This is a genomic window from Pseudonocardia petroleophila, assembly GCF_014235185.1.
GTDB classification, from domain to species: Bacteria; Actinomycetota; Actinomycetes; order Mycobacteriales; family Pseudonocardiaceae; genus Pseudonocardia; species Pseudonocardia petroleophila.
The window spans coordinates 4,707,992-4,723,182 of record NZ_CP060131.1 but is presented as its reverse complement, the minus strand read 5'-3'; the positions used below and the strand labels follow the sequence as shown (position 1 = coordinate 4,723,182).

Genomic DNA, 15,191 nt, shown 5'->3' with positions numbered 1-15,191 from the left:
GGTCGGGCTAGACCCCGATGGCGTGGAACCCGCCGTCGGCCATGACCATCGAGCCGGTCGTGACGGGCAGCCAGTCGGACAGCACCGCGCAGACGGTCTTCGCCACCGGCACCGGGTCGCCGACGTCCCAGCCCAGCGGCGCGCGGCCGTCCCAGGCGTCCTCGAACGCGGCGAAGCCGGGGATGGACTTGGCGGCCATCGTCTTGACCGGGCCCGCGGCGACGAGGTTGACGCGGATGCCCTGCGGGCCGAGGTCGCGCGCGAGATAGCGGGTGACCGACTCCAGCGTCGACTTCGCCACGCCCATCCAGTCGTACGCGGGCCAGGCCTGGCGGTTGTCGAAGTCCATGCCGACGATCGAGCCGCCCGGGCCCATCAGCGGCAGCGCGGCGACGGCGAGGGACTTGAAGGAGTACGCGCTCACCTGGATCGTCGTGGCGACGTCCTCCCACGGCGCCTTCAGGAAGGCACCCTCGCCCAGGCAGGAGGCCGGGGCGAAACCGATCGAGTGCAGCACGCCGTCGAGGCGGTCGGTGTGCTCGGCGAGCCGGTCGACCAGGGAGTCCAGCTGCTCCTGGTCGCTCACGTCGAGCTCGACGACCGGCGCGGGCTTCGGCAGGCGCTGCGCGATGCGCTCGACCAGCCGCATCCGGCCGAACCCGGTGAGCACGACGTCGGCGCCCTGCTCCTGCGCCACCTTGGCGGCGTGGAACGCGAGCGAGGCGTCGGTGATCACGCCGGTGACGAGCAGCTTCTTGCCCTCGAGAAGACCCATGGCAGTCAAACTAGTGCCCCATTCCGAGTCCGCCGTCGACCGGGATGACGGCGCCGGTCACATATCCGGCACCGTCGGATCCCAGCCAGGTGACCACCGAGGCCACCTCCTCGACGCTCGCGTACCGGCCCAGCGGCACCTGCCCGAGGATCTCGGTGCGGCGGGCGTCGGGCAGGGCGCGGGTCATGTCGGTGTCGACGAACCCGGGCGCCACGACGTTGGCGGTGATCCCGCGCGACCCCAGCTCGCGGGCCACCGAGCGGGCCAGCCCGACCAGCCCGGACTTCGACGCCGCGTAGTTGACCTGGCCGGCCGACCCGGTCAGTCCGACCACGCTGGACACGAAGATCATCCGACCGGCGCGGGCCTTGAGCATGGCGCGGGTGGCGCGCTTGGCGACGCGGTAGGCCGCGGTCAGGTTGGCGTCGACGACCTTCGTGAAGGAGTCCTCGCTCATCCGCATGAGCAGGCCGTCGTCGGTGATCCCGGCGTTGGACACCAGGACCTCCACCGGCCCGAGCTCCTCCTCGACCGCGGTGAACGCGGCGTCGACGGCGGCGGCGTCGGTGACGTCGCACTGCACCGGGAACAGCTCCCCCGGCAGGTCGTCGACCGGGCCGCGGTGCGTCACCGCCACCTGGTCGCCCTGCGCGGCGAAGGCCTGGGCGATCGCCAGCCCGATCCCGCGGTTGCCTCCGGTCACCAACACTGTTCTTCCCACGGGCGACACCCTAACGGGACGTGTGCGCCAGGATCTCCGTGATCACCAGGTCCCACACCGCGGGCGGCGGCATCTGGTGCCCGACGCCCGGCAGCGGCACCAGGCGGGCGCCGGGGATCTCCGCGGCCAGCGCCTCGCCGTGCCCGAACGGGAACAGCGGGTCCTGCGTGCCGTGCAGCACGAGCGTCGGCACGCCGATCGCCCCGACCCCGGCCGTGCGGGCGTCGTCCTGGTCGAGGATCCAGTGGTTGGTCATCGTCGCGGCGATGTCGGTGGAGCGGGCGACGACCCGCGCCGCGAGCTCCCGGACGTGTCCCTCGTCGAAGGGGAGGGTGCCGTGGAAGAGCCGCTCGCCGTCGACGAACGCCGTGACGGCCGCCTCGGCGTCGGACCAGTCCGGCTCGGGCTGCGGCTCGGCGAAGGACCGCGCCACGTCCTCGCGCATGCCGGGGAGGGCGGGTCGGCCGACCGGGGCGGGCCCGACGGGGGTGGTGGAGAGCAGGGTGAGGGTGGCGACCCGGCCGGGGTGGCCCAGCGCCAGCTCCTGGCCGATGCCCCCGCCCATCGAGATGCCGACGACGTGCGCCGCGGCGATCCCCAGCCCGTCGAGGACCCCGAGGGCGTCGGCGGTGAGGTCGGCGCCCGTGTACCCCGGCCGGCCCGCCGGCCACGACGTCGAGGTGCCGGTGTCGCGCTGGTCGTAGCGCACGACGTACCGGCCGCCCTCGGCGAGCCGCGCGCAGAACGCGTCCTCCCACCAGTCCATCGACGACGCCGCGCCCGCGACCAGCAGCACGGCCGGGTCCCGCGGCGCCCCGAACGCCTGCACGGTCAGCTCGGCGCCGGCGGTCGCGACGCGCGTCTCGGTGATCGTCATGACTCTCTCCCCTGCATCGACTACGATGAACGTAGCAGTCACTATGAATTTCGAACAAGGAGGTCCGGTGCGCACCTACGGCGAGGCCTGTCCCGTCGCCCACGCCCTCGACGCCGTCGGTGACCGCTGGTCCCTGCTCGTCGTGCGCGAGCTGCGGCTGGGTCCCCGCCGCTACAGCGACCTCGCCGCCGCGCTGCCCGGGATCGGGCCGAGCGTGTTGTCGCAGCGGCTGCGCGACCTGGTGGACGCGGGGGTCCTGGAGCAGCGGGGCACCGGCTACGGCCTCACCGCATGGGGCGTGGGACTCGAACCGGTCTTCCGGGCGCTCGCGGCGTGGGGGATGGCGTCGCCCACGCCGCGCACGGGCCCGATCAGCACCGACTCGGTCCTGCTGGGCCTGCGCACCTTCTTCGCCCGCACCCCCGGCTGGGACGCCGTCGTGGAGATCCGGGCGGGGCGGGAGGTCTACCGCGTGGTCGTCGTCGACGGGGAGCTGCGGGAGCTGTCGCGCGGGGCACCGGCGCAGGTGCCGGACGCCGTCCTGACCGGCGACGACCTCACCGCGCTGGCCGCGGGCACCGACGCACTGGACCACGCGGTGGCGTCAGGGACGCTGACGGTCACCGGCGACGCGGCGGCGGTACGGCGACTGGTGACCTCGACGGCCCGCCCCCCGTCCCAGTAAGGCCACCATGCTGCCGTCTGGTGGCGGCATGGTGGCCTTGCTGCAACTCGGGCGGGGCGGGGACTCAGGGCAGGCGCCGGCCCAGGGCCAGGCCGGCCCCGACCCCCACCACGAGCAGCAGCACCCCACCCGCCAGCCACGGCCGGCTCGTGTCGACCCGGCGCACCTCGTACCCGATCTGCTCGCCCAGCTCGGAGTAGACCTGCCGCAGCTCCTCCTCGCTCGCGGCGGTGAAGAACTGGCCGCCGGAGAGCTCCGCGATCGTGCGCATCGAGGCGTCGTCGACGGCCACCGGCGTCGACTCCCCCGGCTCCAGCTCGATCGTGCCGTAGCGGGTGCCGAAGGAGATGCCGGAGACCGGGATGCCGGCCTCGGCGGCCGCGCGGGCCGCGGTGAACGAGCCGCGCGGCTCCTCCTCCGGCGCCCCGGACGCCGAGTCCGGCACGGTCTGCTTGCCGTCGCTCATCAGGACGATCCGGGCCGGCGGCGGGCCTTCCTCGCCCGTGCCCGCGATGGCCTGGGAGAACGTCTCGACCGACTGCAGCGCCGCGAAGATCGCCTCACCGGTGGCGGTCGACTCCGACAGGCGCAGGCCGTCGATCGCCCGCTTCACCGGGTCGCGCTCGACGGTCGGCGACACCAGTACCGCGGCCGTGCCCGCGAACGCGACGAGCCCCAGGTTGACCCCGGGCGTCAGCTGGTCGGCGAAGTCCTTGGCCGCCGACTGCGCGGCGGCGAGGCGGCTGGGCTCGACGTCGGTGGCCTGCATCGACAGCGACACGTCGATGACCAGTACGACCGTGGCGCGGTTGCGCGGGACGCGCGCCTCGGCCTGCGGGCCGGCGAGCGCGATCGTCAGCACGGCCAGCGACGTGATCAGGGCGACGGCCGGGAGGTGCCGGTACCAGCCGGGCCGCTGCGGGGCGACGCGGTCGAGCAGCTCCAGGTTGGTGAACCGGACGACGTCGCGCCGGCGCCGGGACAGCAGCACCACGTACCCGGCCGCGAGCACGGCGACGACGACGAGCAGCAGCAGCCACCACGGCGCGGAGAACAGGGTGGACATCTACCGCCCCCCGCCGGACCAGGCCCGCTTGCGGGCGAGCGCGAACCGCACGACGTCGGCGATCCAGTCGGAGTCGGTGCGCAGCGTGAGGTGCGCGGCGCCGCAGCGGCGCAGGGTGGCGGCCACCGCCTCGCGGTGCGCGGCCGCCGCCGCGGCGAACTCCCGGCACAGCAGCGGGGTCGTGGTGACCTCGCGCTGCCGCCCGGTCTCCGGGTCGGCCAGCACCACCGTGCCGACGTCGGGCAGCTCCAGCTCGCGGGGGTCGAGCACCTCCACGGCGAGCAGGTCGTGGCGGGTCGACAGCGCCCGCAGGGCGCGCTCCCAGTCGGTGTCGCCGAGGAAGTCGGAGATGACGACGGCCAGCCCGCGCCGTCGGGGCGGGCGGCGCAGCTGCTCGACCGCGGCGGCGAGGTCGCCGCGGGTGCCCTCGGGCGTCCGCGGGATCTCCGCGACCCGGCGCAGCATCCCGCGGGCGTGCGCGAGGCCGCCGCGGGCCGGGATGCGGACGACGGAGTCGCCGGTGGCGGCCAGGACGCCGATCCGGTTGCCGCCGCCGCGGGTCAGGTGGGTGACGGCGGCGAGGGCGGCGATCGCCAGGTCGCGCTTCTCGCACGAGGCCGTGCCGAAGTCGAGGCTGGGCGACAGGTCGAGCACGACCCAGGTCTCCAGCTCGCGGTCGGCGACGGTCTCCCGCACGTGCGGCTGCGTGGTGCGGGCCGTGACGGCCCAGTCCATGCGGCGCACGTCGTCGCCGGGCTGGTAGCCGCGCGCCTCCCCCGGCTCGCTGCCCGGGCCGGGCACGAGCCCGAGGTGGTTGCCCTGGAGCAGCCCGTCGAGCCGGCCGCGCACCGAGAGCTCCAGCTGGCGCAGCGACGCCTCCATCCGCCCGTCGCGGAACGACGGCGGGGCGGTCGGCGTGCGGCGCGCGGCGGGCGGGGACGTCACGCGGGCGTGTACTGCTGCGCCGGCCGGGCGCTGACCTGCGGCAGCGGCACGGTGGCGAGCACCCGGGAGATGATGTGGTCCATCGGCACCTGGTCGGCGACGGCGTCGTAGGACAGGACCAGCCGGTGCCGCAGCACGTCGGGGGCGACGTCGAGGACGTCCTGCGGCAGCACGTAGTCGCGGCCGCGCAGCAGCGCCAGCGCTCGCGCGGCGGCGACGATGCCCAGCGTGGCCCGCGGCGACGCGCCGTAGGAGACCCAGCCCGCGATGTCGGACAGGCCGTGCTCGGCAGGCGTCCGGGTGGCGACGACGAGCCGCACGACGTAGTCGACGAGCGCGTGGTGCACGAAGACCGTCGTGGCGACCTTCTGCAGGCGCACCAGCTCGGCCGGGTCGATGATCTGCTGCGCCACCGGGGGCTCCGCGCCCATCCGGTAGACGATCTCGCGCTCCTCCTCGACCCCCGGGTACTCGACGATCAGCTTGAACAGGAAGCGGTCGCGCTGCGCCTCGGGCAGCGGGTACACGCCCTCGTTCTCGATCGGGTTCTGCGTGGCGAGCACGAGGAACGGGTCGGGCATCGGGAAGGTCTTACCGCCGATCGACAGGTGCCGCTCGGCCATCACCTCGAGCATCGCCGACTGCACCTTGGCGGGCGCGCGGTTGATCTCGTCGGCGAGCACGAAGTTGGCGACGACCGGGCCCAGCTCGACGTCGAACTCCTCGCGACCCTGCCGGTAGATCCGGGTGCCGAGGATGTCGGCCGGCACCAGGTCGGGGGTGAACTGCAGGCGGGAGAAGGACCCGCCGACGACCTTCGCCACCGTCTCCACGGCGAGCGTCTTCGCGACGCCGGGCACGCCCTCGAGCAGCAGGTGGCCCTTGGCCAGCAGGCCGACGAGCATCCGCTCGACGAGCCGGTCCTGCCCGACGATCACCCGCTTGATCTCCAGGACGACGCGCTCGAGGCGCTCGCCCTCGTGGGCGGGGCTGGTGGGAGCGGGATCCGGGGCGGTCACGCCGCCATCTCACCGCATCGTCCGTGAGCGGGCGGTGAGCCCCCTCCGTCCCGACACGACTGTCACGACACGACCACGAAGCGTCACCTGATCAGGGGTACCTCGTTGGAGGGGACAAGCAACTCGGACACAGCGGGAGGTTCCGACGTGAAGGTCGTCCTGTTCTGCGGCGGTTACGGCATGCGGATGCGTGACGGGGTGTCGGACCTGCCCAAGCCGATGCACCGGGTCGGGCCGCGGCCCCTGATCTGGCACGTCATGCGCTACTACGCCCACTTCGGGCACACCGACTTCGTGCTCTGCATGGGCTACGGCGCCGAGCACATCAAGGAGTACTTCCTCAACTACTCCGAGACCGCGTCGAACGACTTCGTGCTCAACGGCGGGCGCGTGGAGCTGCTCGGGTCCGACATCCAGGACTGGACGATCACCTTCGCCCACACCGGCCTGGACTCCCCGATCGGCGAGCGGCTGCGCCGCGTGCGCGAGCACGTCGCGGGCGAGGAGATGTTCCTGGCCAACTACGCCGACGTCCTCACCGACCTCGACCTGGACACGATGGTCGCGGACTTCGCCGCCTCCGACGCCGTCGGCCGGCTCCTCGCCGTCCCGCCGCAGCCCGCGTTCCACTGCGTCGGGATCGGCGAGGACGACCGGATCACCGCCATCAGCCCGCTGCAGGAGATGCCGCTGTGGGAGAACGGCGGCTACTTCGTGCTGCGCCCGGACATCTTCGACTACCTCCCCGAGGGCGGCGACCTCATCGCCGACGCCTGCACCCCGCTGGCCAGGGAGGGCCGGATGACCGCGCACCGCCACCGCGGGTTCTGGCAGTCGGCGGACACGGCGAAGGAGCGCAACGCCCTGGAGCAGGCCTACCAGTCCGGTCACCGGCCGTGGATGCTGTGGGAGAACGCGCCGCGCATCCCGGTCCAGGTCTAGGGCACCGGCTCCCTACAGCACCCGGGTCGCCTCGGGCACCAGGTCCTTGCGGCGCAGCGGCACGATCCGGACCTCGGACCCGGTGTAGGGGGCCTCGATCATCCGGTCGTCGCCGATGTACATGGCGACGTGGTGGATCGGCGCGCGGCCCTTCCGGTAGAAGACCATGTCGCCGGGCTGCAGCTGCGAGATCGGAACCTTGCGGCCCGCGTTGAACTGGTTGCGGCTCACCCGCGGCAGCGACACGCCCGCGCCGTTGAAGGCGTAGAGCATGAGGCCCGAGCAGTCGAAGCCGACGCGGTTGCCCGGGTCGCCCGCCGGACCGGGGATCCCGGTGGTGGCGCCGCGGCCGTTGCCGCCGCCCCACACGTACTGCACCCCGATCTGCGACACCGCCCGGTCGATCACCCGCTGCACCGATCCCGCGCCCGCGCGCGGCGGGGCGGCGACCGAGGACGACGCCTCCTCCCGCGCCGCCGCGGCCTGCCGCTCGGCGCGCTGCCGCTCCGCCTCCTGCTCGGCGAGGACCCGCTGCCACTCGTCGTACCGGGCGCGCTGGTCGCGCAGCCCGGCGTCGGAGGACTCGGCGGCGTCGAGCAGCGCCTGGACCTGGGCGCGCTCGGCCTGCACGGCGGCCAGCTGCTCGGCCTGGGCGCGCGCCGCCTGGTCGGCTGCGGCGTACGCGGCGTCGGCGCTCTCCTTGGCCCGCGCGGCCTCGGCCTCGCGGTCCTGCGCCTCCTCCAGCTGGGCGCGGGCGGTCGAGTCGGCGTTGGCCTTGTCGACGCGCGCGCGCTCCAGCCCGTCCTGCGCGGCGAGCTGGGCGCGGGCGAGGAGATCGGTGAACTCCGCCCTGGCGACGAGCTCCTCGGGGGTCTCCGACGAGGTCAGCAGGCCGAGCGGGCCGGTGTCGAGGCCCTCCTGGTAGGTCGCGGTGACGAAGTCGTCGAGGCGGGCCCGGGCCTGGTCGATGGCGACGGTCGCCGCGTCGGTGGCGACGCGCGCGTCCTCGGCCCGCCGACCGGCCTCGTCGGCCGCCCCCTCCGCGGCCTCGAGGTCGACGAGCGCGGCCTCGGCGTTCTCCCGCTGCCCGGCCAGCTCCGCCTGCAGGTCGTCGGTCTGCGCGTCGAGCTCGGCGAGGCGGTTGGTGAGCGCGCCGACCTGGCCCGCGCGCTCCTGCACCGCCTGCTGGCTGGAGCTCAGCTCGTCGTCGGTGGGGTTGGGCGGCGGGGGCGGCGGCTGGGCGAACGCCGGGGACGTCCCGCCGAGCAGCGCGACGAGCAGCAGCACCACGACCACCCGCACGGATCCGCGCACCCCGCCAGCCCTTCTTGATCACCCGACCGAACGGGGCGACTGTGCCACCACCGCGCCGCGTCGTCGGGTTGCCACGCGCAGGGACGCCCCGAACTCCACCCTTGGGGCGGACCTCACGCTGACGTTCTAACCGGACAAGCGTACTGTTTGGGGTGAGAGGGGTCTCGCACACGACGCGGGTGCAGTAGGCGAGACTCCGACGAACCCGCGCCCACCACCGCAGGAGGACATCAGTGGCCAGCACCGACAGCTTCGGAGCGAGAGGGACCATCCAGGCCGGCGGCGCCGAGCACGAGATCTTCCGGCTCTCCGCCGTCGAGGGGTCCGAGAAGCTCCCGTTCAGCCTCAAGGTGCTGCTGGAGAACCTGCTCCGCACCGAGGACGGCGCCAACGTCACCGCCGACCACATCCGCGCGCTCGCCGGGTGGGACCCGTCGGCCGAGCCGGACACCGAGATCCAGTTCACCCCGGCCCGGGTGATCATGCAGGACTTCACCGGCGTGCCGTGCGTCGTCGACCTCGCGACCATGCGCGAGGCCGTCACCGAGCTGGGCGGGGACCCGTCGAAGGTCAACCCGCTCGCCCCCGCCGAGCTGGTCATCGACCACTCGGTGATCATCGACGTCTTCGGCACCCCGGACGCGTTCGAGCGCAACGTCGACTACGAGTACAGCCGCAACAAGGAGCGCTACCAGTTCCTGCGCTGGGGCCAGGGCGCCTTCGACGAGTTCAAGGTCGTCCCGCCCGGCACCGGCATCGTGCACCAGGTCAACATCGAGCACCTCGCGCGCGTCGTCATGACCCGGGGCGGCCAGGCCTATCCCGACACGCTCGTCGGCACCGACTCGCACACCACGATGGTCAACGGCCTGGGCGTGCTGGGCTGGGGCGTCGGCGGCATCGAGGCCGAGGCGGCCATGCTCGGCCAGCCCGTCTCGATGCTCATCCCGAAGGTCGTCGGGTTCAAGCTCGTCGGCGAGATCCCGGCCGGGGCCACCGCCACCGACGTCGTGCTGACGATCACCGAGATGCTGCGGCGCCACGGCGTCGTCGGCAAGTTCGTGGAGTTCTACGGCGAGGGCGTCGGCGCGGTGCCGCTGGCCAACCGCGCCACCATCGGCAACATGAGCCCCGAGTTCGGCTCCACCGCCGCGATCTTCCCGATCGACGACGAGACCATCCGCTACATGAAGCTGACCGGCCGCCCCGCCGAGCAGCTCGAGCTGACCGAGGCCTACGCCCGGGAGCAGGGCCTCTGGCACGACCCGAGCCGCGAGCCGGTGTTCTCCGAGACCCTCGAGCTCGACCTGTCCACGGTCGTCCCGTCGATCGCCGGCCCGAAGCGCCCGCAGGACCGCATCGAGCTCACCGACGCCAAGTCGGCGTTCCGCAAGTCGATCCACGACTACGTCGGCGGCGAGGCCGCCGCGCCGGAGACGAAGGTCGACGAGTCGGTCGAGGAGTCCTTCCCCGCGAGCGACTCCCCCAGCCTGTCCTTCGCCGACGACGACGCCGAGAAGCCCGTCGTGTTCTCCGCGGCCGACGGCTGCGAGGGCCGCCCGACCAAGCCCACCACCGTGCGCTCGGAGAGCCGCGGCGAGTTCGTGCTCGACCACGGCGCCGTCGTGATCGCCTCGATCACCAGCTGCACCAACACCTCGAACCCGTCGGTGATGCTCGGCGCGGCGCTGCTGGCCAAGAACGCCGTCGACCGCGGGCTGACCGTCAAGCCGTGGGTGAAGACGTCGATGGCCCCCGGGTCGAAGGTCGTCACCGACTACTACGAGAAGGCCGGACTCTGGCCGTACCTGGAGAAGCTGGGCTACCACCTCGTCGGCTACGGGTGCACCACCTGCATCGGCAACTCCGGCCCGCTCTCCGACGAGATCTCGGCCGCGGTCAACGAGGCCGACCTCACCGTGGTCTCGGTGCTCTCGGGCAACCGCAACTTCGAGGGCCGGATCAACCCGGACGTCAAGATGAACTACCTGGCCTCGCCGCCGCTGGTCATCGCCTACGCCCTCGCGGGCACGATGGACTTCGACTTCGAGAACCAGCCGCTGGGCACCTCCCCCGACGGCACCGACGTGTACCTGCGCGACATCTGGCCGTCGGCGACCGACGTCCAGAAGACGATCGACGACTCGATCAGCCAGGAGATGTTCACCAAGGACTACGCCGACGTCTTCGCGGGCGACGAGCGCTGGAAGTCGCTGCCCACGCCGGAGGGCAAGACCTTCGACTGGGACCCGCAGTCGACCTACGTGCGCAAGCCCCCGTACTTCGAGGGCATGGACACCGAGCCCTCGCCGGTCACCGACATCTCCGGGGCCCGCGTGCTCGCGCTGCTGGGCGACTCGGTCACCACCGACCACATCTCCCCGGCCGGCGCCATCAAGCCCGGCACGCCGGCCGCCCAGTACCTCACGGACAACGGCGTGGACAGGAAGGACTTCAACTCCTTCGGCTCCCGCCGCGGCAACCACGAGGTGATGATCCGCGGGACGTTCGCGAACATCCGGCTGAAGAACCAGCTGCTCGACGACGTGAGCGGCGGCTACACCCGCGACTTCACCCAGGACGACGCCCCGCAGGCGTTCATCTACGACGCCGCGCAGAACTACGCCGCGGCCGGCACCCCGCTGGTGGTGCTCGGGGGCAAGGAGTACGGCTCGGGCAGCTCGCGCGACTGGGCGGCGAAGGGCACCGCGCTCCTGGGCGTCCGCGCCGTGATCGTGGAGTCCTTCGAGCGCATCCACCGGTCGAACCTGATCGGCATGGGCGTCATCCCGCTGCAGTTCCCGGCGGGCGAGTCGGCGTCGTCGCTGCACCTGGACGGCACCGAGACCTTCGACATCGCGGGCATCACCGCGCTGAACGACGGCTCCACACCCCGCACCGTCGCCGTGACGGCCACGAAGGCCGACGGTTCGACCGTCGAGTTCGACGCGGTCGTCCGCATCGACACCCCCGGCGAGGCGGACTACTACCGCAACGGCGGGATCCTGCAGTACGTGCTGCGCGGCATGCTGCGCAGCTAGTCCCTCCTCCGCCCGACCCGACGGCCGCCGCTCCCCTGCCGGAGCGGCGGCCGTTCGTCGTCCGGGCCGCGGTTCGACGTCGTCGATTCATTGTCGATCCGCTGGCGTCAATGACTCATTGACATCAGGGGAGGGGCGCTCCGGGAGGCGGGACCGCCGTGTGCGGCTACCGTGCGGGCGTGGTGGTCGTCGTGGCGGGGCTCGTGGTGGCGGTCGGGGCGCTCGTCCAGGGGACGGTGGGGTTCGGGCTGGCCCTGGTGGCCGCTCCCCTGCTCGCGATCCTGGACGCCGCGCTGGTCCCCGTGCCGTTGCTGATGATCACCGCGGTGCACGCCCTGCTGACGCTGCGCCGCGAGTTCGGCGACACCGACTGGCCCGGCGTCGGCTGGGCCCTGCTCGGGCGCCTGCCCGGCATCGGGATCGGGGTGCTCGCGGTGTCCACGCTCCCCCCGCGGGCCTTCGTGGCCGTCGTCGGGCTGACCGTGCTGGTGTGCGCGGGCCTGTCGGTGATCCGCTGGCGGCCCCGCCCGACCGTGCCCGCCCTGCTCGTCGCCGGGTTCGTGTCCGGGGCCGGCGGCACGTCGTCGTCGATCGGGGGCCCGCCGGTCGCCCTGCTCTACCAGGCCGCCACCGGACCCCGCGTCCGCTCCACGCTCGCGGCCTACTTCACCGCGGGCACCCTGCTCTCGATCGGTGCGCTGGCGCTGGCCGGGCAGGTCACCGCCCAGGCCCTGACGGCCGGTGGGCTGCTGCTCGTCCCGATGCTCGCCGGGTTCGCGCTGTCGGGCCCCGCCCGCCCCCTGCTCGACCGCGGCTGGACCCGCCCCGCGGTGGTGGGCCTGGCCGCGGCGGGCGCCGTCGCGCTGCTGGTCCAGGCCGCGACCGGCTGAGGGTCGGGCGCGGGCGGCTCGGGCGCGGGCGGCTCGGGCGCGGACGGCTCAGGCGCGGGTCCAGGGCGGGGCGGCGGTGCGGCTTGCGTCGGCGCTGCGGTCGAACTGCACCGCCAGGCCGTCGAGCAGCAGGCGCAGGCCCCGCTCGAACAGGGCGTCGACGTCGAGGTCGTACTCCCCGGACACCATCCGCTGCAGGTGCGGGAAGTCCCCCGACGACACGAGCGCGAGCAGGGCGGGCTCCTGCTCGGCCATCCACTCCTCGTTGTCGAGCCCCGACGCGGCCTCGGCGTCGCGCTCGGACTCCAGCCCCACCGCCGTGCCGCGCACGAAGTTGATCAGCATGAGGTGGACGTCGAACGCCTCCGTCGGCTCCAGGTGCGGGTCGAGCGCGGACAGCACCCACTCCGAGTACGCCATGCCCGCCGGGATCAGCTGCGGCCGGGTGATCGACAGCGCGTGCGCCAGCCACGGATGGCGCCGGAACCCCGCCCACAGCGCCCGCACCGCGACCTCGACGCGCGGCCGCCACCCGGCCGGGGCGTCGACGGGCGGGCGCCACTCCCCCAGCGCCGCGTCGAGCATCCGCACGACGAGGTCGTCCTTGTCGCCCACGTGCCGGTAGAGCGCCATCGGCACGACCCCGAGGTCGGCCGCGACCCGGCGCATCGACACCGCCGTGAGCCCCTCGACGTCGGCGACCCGCACCGCCGCGCCGACGATCCGCTCGGGCGTGAGGACCGGCTCCGGGACCGCGCGGTCGGTGGCGGGCGCCCTCGACCGGGCCCACGGCGGTGCCGCGACACCGGGTTCGGTGGGGGCCGACGGGTCCGCGGGGGCCGCGACGACCGTGCCGACGCCCGGGACGGCCCGCACCAGCCCCTCGGCCTGCAGCGCCGCGAGGACCCGGCTCGCGGTGGCGATGGCGACGCCCCACTCGCGCGTGATCGCCCGCGTCGACGGCACCCGCTCCCCCGGCGCCAGCTCCCCGGACAGGATCCGCCTGCGCAGCTCACCGGTGATGGCCGCAGAACCCGTCGTCGTCACCCCTGTACTAGTACAGCACGGCTCGCCGGATGGCCAGTGCACTAGTACGATCAGGTCTCTGAGCTCGTAAAACGCACTTGCTAGAACACCGTGTACGTCGTACGTTACGGGCCATGCAGAACACCGACATCATCGTGTCCGGCGGCGGCATCGCCGGCCCGGCGCTCGCCCACTGGCTCACCCGGTACGGCTTCCGGGCCACCGTCGTGGAGCGGGCGCCCGCCCCGCGCACCGGCGGCCAGGCCGTCGACCTGCGCGGCGCGGGACGCACCGTCGTCGCGCGGATGGGGCTCACCGACCGGCTCCGCGAGGTCACCCTCCACCAGAGGGGCATCGCGTGGGTCGACGCCGACGGCCGGGTGACCGCCCGGATGCCCGTCGAGGCGTTCGGCGGCGAGGGCATCGTCTCCGCGCACGAGATCCTGCGCGGCGACCTCGCCGCGGTGCTGGCCGGCGCGGGCCCGGACGTCGAGCACGTCCACGGCGACACGATCACCGGCCTGGACGAGGACGCCGACGGGGTCACCGTCACCTTCGAGAACGCGCCGCCGCGCCGCGTCGGGCTGGTGGTCGGCGCCGACGGCCTGCACTCCGCCGTCCGGACCCTGACCTTCGGCGACGGCGGCGTCCGCCCGTTGGGCCTGCGCACCGCCTGGTTCACCGCACCCGCCGCACCCGACCTCGACGGCTGGTACCTCACGCACCGCGCGCCCGGCCTCGTCGCGTCGCTGCGGCCCGGCCGCCTGCCGCACGAGTCGAAGGCCGAGCTGAGCTTCCGGACGGCGTCGACGGACCGCCGGGAGCCCGCGGAGTGGGTCGAGGAGTTCGCGGCCCGGTTCGCGGGCGTCGGGTGGCGGGCGGGGTGGCTGGTCGAGGCCATGCGGGACGCCCCGGACCTCGCCGTCGACGCCGTGTCACAGGTCCACATGCCCCGCTGGTCGCGCGGGCGGGTGGTGCTCCTCGGGGACGCGGGCTACTGCCCCACTCCCCTGACCGGTCTGGGCACGAGCCTCGCCCTGGTCGGGGCGTACGTGCTGGCGGGCGAGCTCGCCGCGGCGGGCGGCGACCACCGCGTCGCGTTCGACCGCTACGAGCGGGTGCTCCGGCCCTACGTCGCGCAGGCCCAGACGCTCCCGCCCGGCGGGGTCGGCGGGTACGCCCCGAACAGCCGCCTGGCCATCCGCGCGGGGGCGGCGGCCCTGCGGGCGATGACCCGCCGGCCCGTGCGTCCGCTGCTGGAGCGGCAGTTCGCGAAGGCCGACGCCATCGACCTGCCCGACTACACGGCTCTCGCCGCCGCGGTCTGATCTCGTCAACGAACCGCTGCCGGAACGACGGCGTCAATGAGTCGTTGACTTCTGGAGGGCGACGGACCAGCCGCGGGGCGGGATCGGTCAGGCCCGGTGCAGCGGGTCGACCCAGGGCACGTGCTCCGGCTCCGCCACGCCCTCGATCTCGAGGTTGACCACCACCGGGTCCTGCCCGCTGCGGGTCAGCACGCACTCCAGCGGCTCGTCGTCGAGGGCGTTGATCTCCTGGTGCGGCACCCACGGCGGCACGAAGATGAACCCGCCCGGCCCCGCCTCCGCGACGAACTCCAGGTTCTCGCCCCAGCGCATCCGGGCCCGGCCCCGCACCACGTAGATCACGCTCTCCAGCTCGCCGTGGTGGTGGGCGCCGGTGCGGGCACCGGGATGGATGGTCACGGTGCCCGCCCACAGCTTCTCCGCCCCGGCCCGCGCGTGGGTGACCGCGGCGGCCCGGTGCATGCCGGGGGTCTGCGGGGTGTTCGTGTCGAGGGCGTCGGGCGGGATCACCCGGACGCCGTCGTCTCGCCAGTCGGTGCTCACGCCCGAGATCCTGCCCGGG

General features: G+C 73.7%; 14 protein-coding genes. 5 read left to right on the top strand and 9 right to left on the bottom strand.

Features of this window, described 5'->3' with window-relative positions; translation table 11 throughout:
• Positions 1-7: 7 nt before the first annotated feature.
• The 3 genes from fabI to H6H00_RS23255 are packed head-to-tail and all read right to left on the bottom strand — an operon-like array spanning position 8 to position 2,373.
• Complete coding sequence (gene fabI / locus H6H00_RS23265; protein WP_185717829.1) at positions 8-775, bottom strand: enoyl-ACP reductase FabI; 768 nt, start codon at positions 773-775, stop codon at positions 8-10.
• A 10-nt stretch (positions 776-785) separates the two neighbouring features.
• Positions 786-1,496 carry a 3-oxoacyl-ACP reductase FabG gene (fabG, locus tag H6H00_RS23260; protein ID WP_185717828.1) on the bottom strand — a complete coding sequence of 237 codons (711 nt, stop codon included), beginning with the start codon at positions 1,494-1,496 and terminating at the stop codon, positions 786-788.
• Positions 1,497-1,506: 10 nt separating this feature from the next.
• Complete coding sequence (locus tag H6H00_RS23255) at positions 1,507-2,373, bottom strand: alpha/beta fold hydrolase (RefSeq protein WP_185717827.1); 867 nt, start codon at positions 2,371-2,373, stop codon at positions 1,507-1,509.
• A gap of 67 nt (positions 2,374-2,440) precedes the next feature.
• Between H6H00_RS23255 and H6H00_RS23250 the strand changes: the two genes are divergently transcribed.
• On the top strand, positions 2,441-3,058 hold the full coding sequence (locus tag H6H00_RS23250; protein WP_221775637.1) for a winged helix-turn-helix transcriptional regulator: 618 nt from the start codon (positions 2,441-2,443) through the stop codon (positions 3,056-3,058).
• Between the two features lie 64 nt (positions 3,059-3,122).
• Here H6H00_RS23250 and H6H00_RS23245 read toward each other — a convergent pair whose 3' ends face one another.
• From H6H00_RS23245 to H6H00_RS23235, 3 genes are read right to left on the bottom strand one after another with little or no spacing between them, the layout of a single operon-like run.
• Entirely contained in the window at positions 3,123-4,124 is a 1,002-nt protein-coding gene (locus H6H00_RS23245; protein ID WP_185717825.1) for a VWA domain-containing protein, read from the bottom strand.
• Positions 4,125-5,006, bottom strand: coding sequence for a DUF58 domain-containing protein (locus H6H00_RS23240; RefSeq protein WP_185722704.1), 882 nt, complete (start codon positions 5,004-5,006; stop codon positions 4,125-4,127).
• A gap of 59 nt (positions 5,007-5,065) precedes the next feature.
• Positions 5,066-6,088: an AAA family ATPase gene (locus H6H00_RS23235; RefSeq protein ID WP_185717824.1), complete on the bottom strand. Its 1,023-nt coding sequence runs from the start codon at positions 6,086-6,088 to the stop codon at positions 5,066-5,068.
• 147 nt (positions 6,089-6,235) lie between these two features.
• Here H6H00_RS23235 and H6H00_RS23230 point away from each other — a divergent pair, with 147 nt between their 5' ends.
• A complete protein-coding gene (locus H6H00_RS23230; RefSeq protein WP_185717823.1) occupies positions 6,236-7,030 on the top strand; it encodes a sugar phosphate nucleotidyltransferase in 795 nt (264 codons plus the stop codon).
• 12 nt (positions 7,031-7,042) lie between these two features.
• Here the strand turns inward: H6H00_RS23230 and H6H00_RS23225 are convergent, their stop codons facing one another.
• Positions 7,043-8,344 carry a C40 family peptidase gene (locus H6H00_RS23225; protein WP_185717822.1) on the bottom strand — a complete coding sequence of 434 codons (1,302 nt, stop codon included), beginning with the start codon at positions 8,342-8,344 and terminating at the stop codon, positions 7,043-7,045.
• Positions 8,345-8,577: 233 nt separating this feature from the next.
• On the opposite strand from H6H00_RS23225, the gene H6H00_RS23220 reads away from it, so the two are divergent.
• Positions 8,578-11,385, top strand: coding sequence for an aconitate hydratase (locus tag H6H00_RS23220; protein WP_185717821.1), 2,808 nt, complete (start codon positions 8,578-8,580; stop codon positions 11,383-11,385).
• A gap of 179 nt (positions 11,386-11,564) precedes the next feature.
• A complete protein-coding gene (locus tag H6H00_RS23215; RefSeq protein ID WP_185717820.1) occupies positions 11,565-12,275 on the top strand; it encodes a sulfite exporter TauE/SafE family protein in 711 nt (236 codons plus the stop codon).
• A gap of 48 nt (positions 12,276-12,323) precedes the next feature.
• On the opposite strand, the gene H6H00_RS23210 is transcribed toward H6H00_RS23215, so the two are convergent.
• Positions 12,324-13,322 carry a TetR/AcrR family transcriptional regulator C-terminal domain-containing protein gene (locus H6H00_RS23210; RefSeq protein WP_185717819.1) on the bottom strand — a complete coding sequence of 333 codons (999 nt, stop codon included), beginning with the start codon at positions 13,320-13,322 and terminating at the stop codon, positions 12,324-12,326.
• A gap of 113 nt (positions 13,323-13,435) precedes the next feature.
• Between H6H00_RS23210 and H6H00_RS23205 the strand changes: the two genes are divergently transcribed.
• The gene (locus H6H00_RS23205) at positions 13,436-14,629 is read left to right on the top strand and encodes an FAD-dependent monooxygenase (RefSeq protein ID WP_185717818.1); all 1,194 of its coding nucleotides are present in this window, start codon (positions 13,436-13,438) and stop codon (positions 14,627-14,629) included.
• An 87-nt stretch (positions 14,630-14,716) separates the two neighbouring features.
• Here H6H00_RS23205 and H6H00_RS23200 read toward each other — a convergent pair whose 3' ends face one another.
• Positions 14,717-15,172, bottom strand: coding sequence for a cupin domain-containing protein (locus H6H00_RS23200; RefSeq protein ID WP_255425331.1), 456 nt, complete (start codon positions 15,170-15,172; stop codon positions 14,717-14,719).
• Positions 15,173-15,191 lie beyond the last annotated feature (19 nt).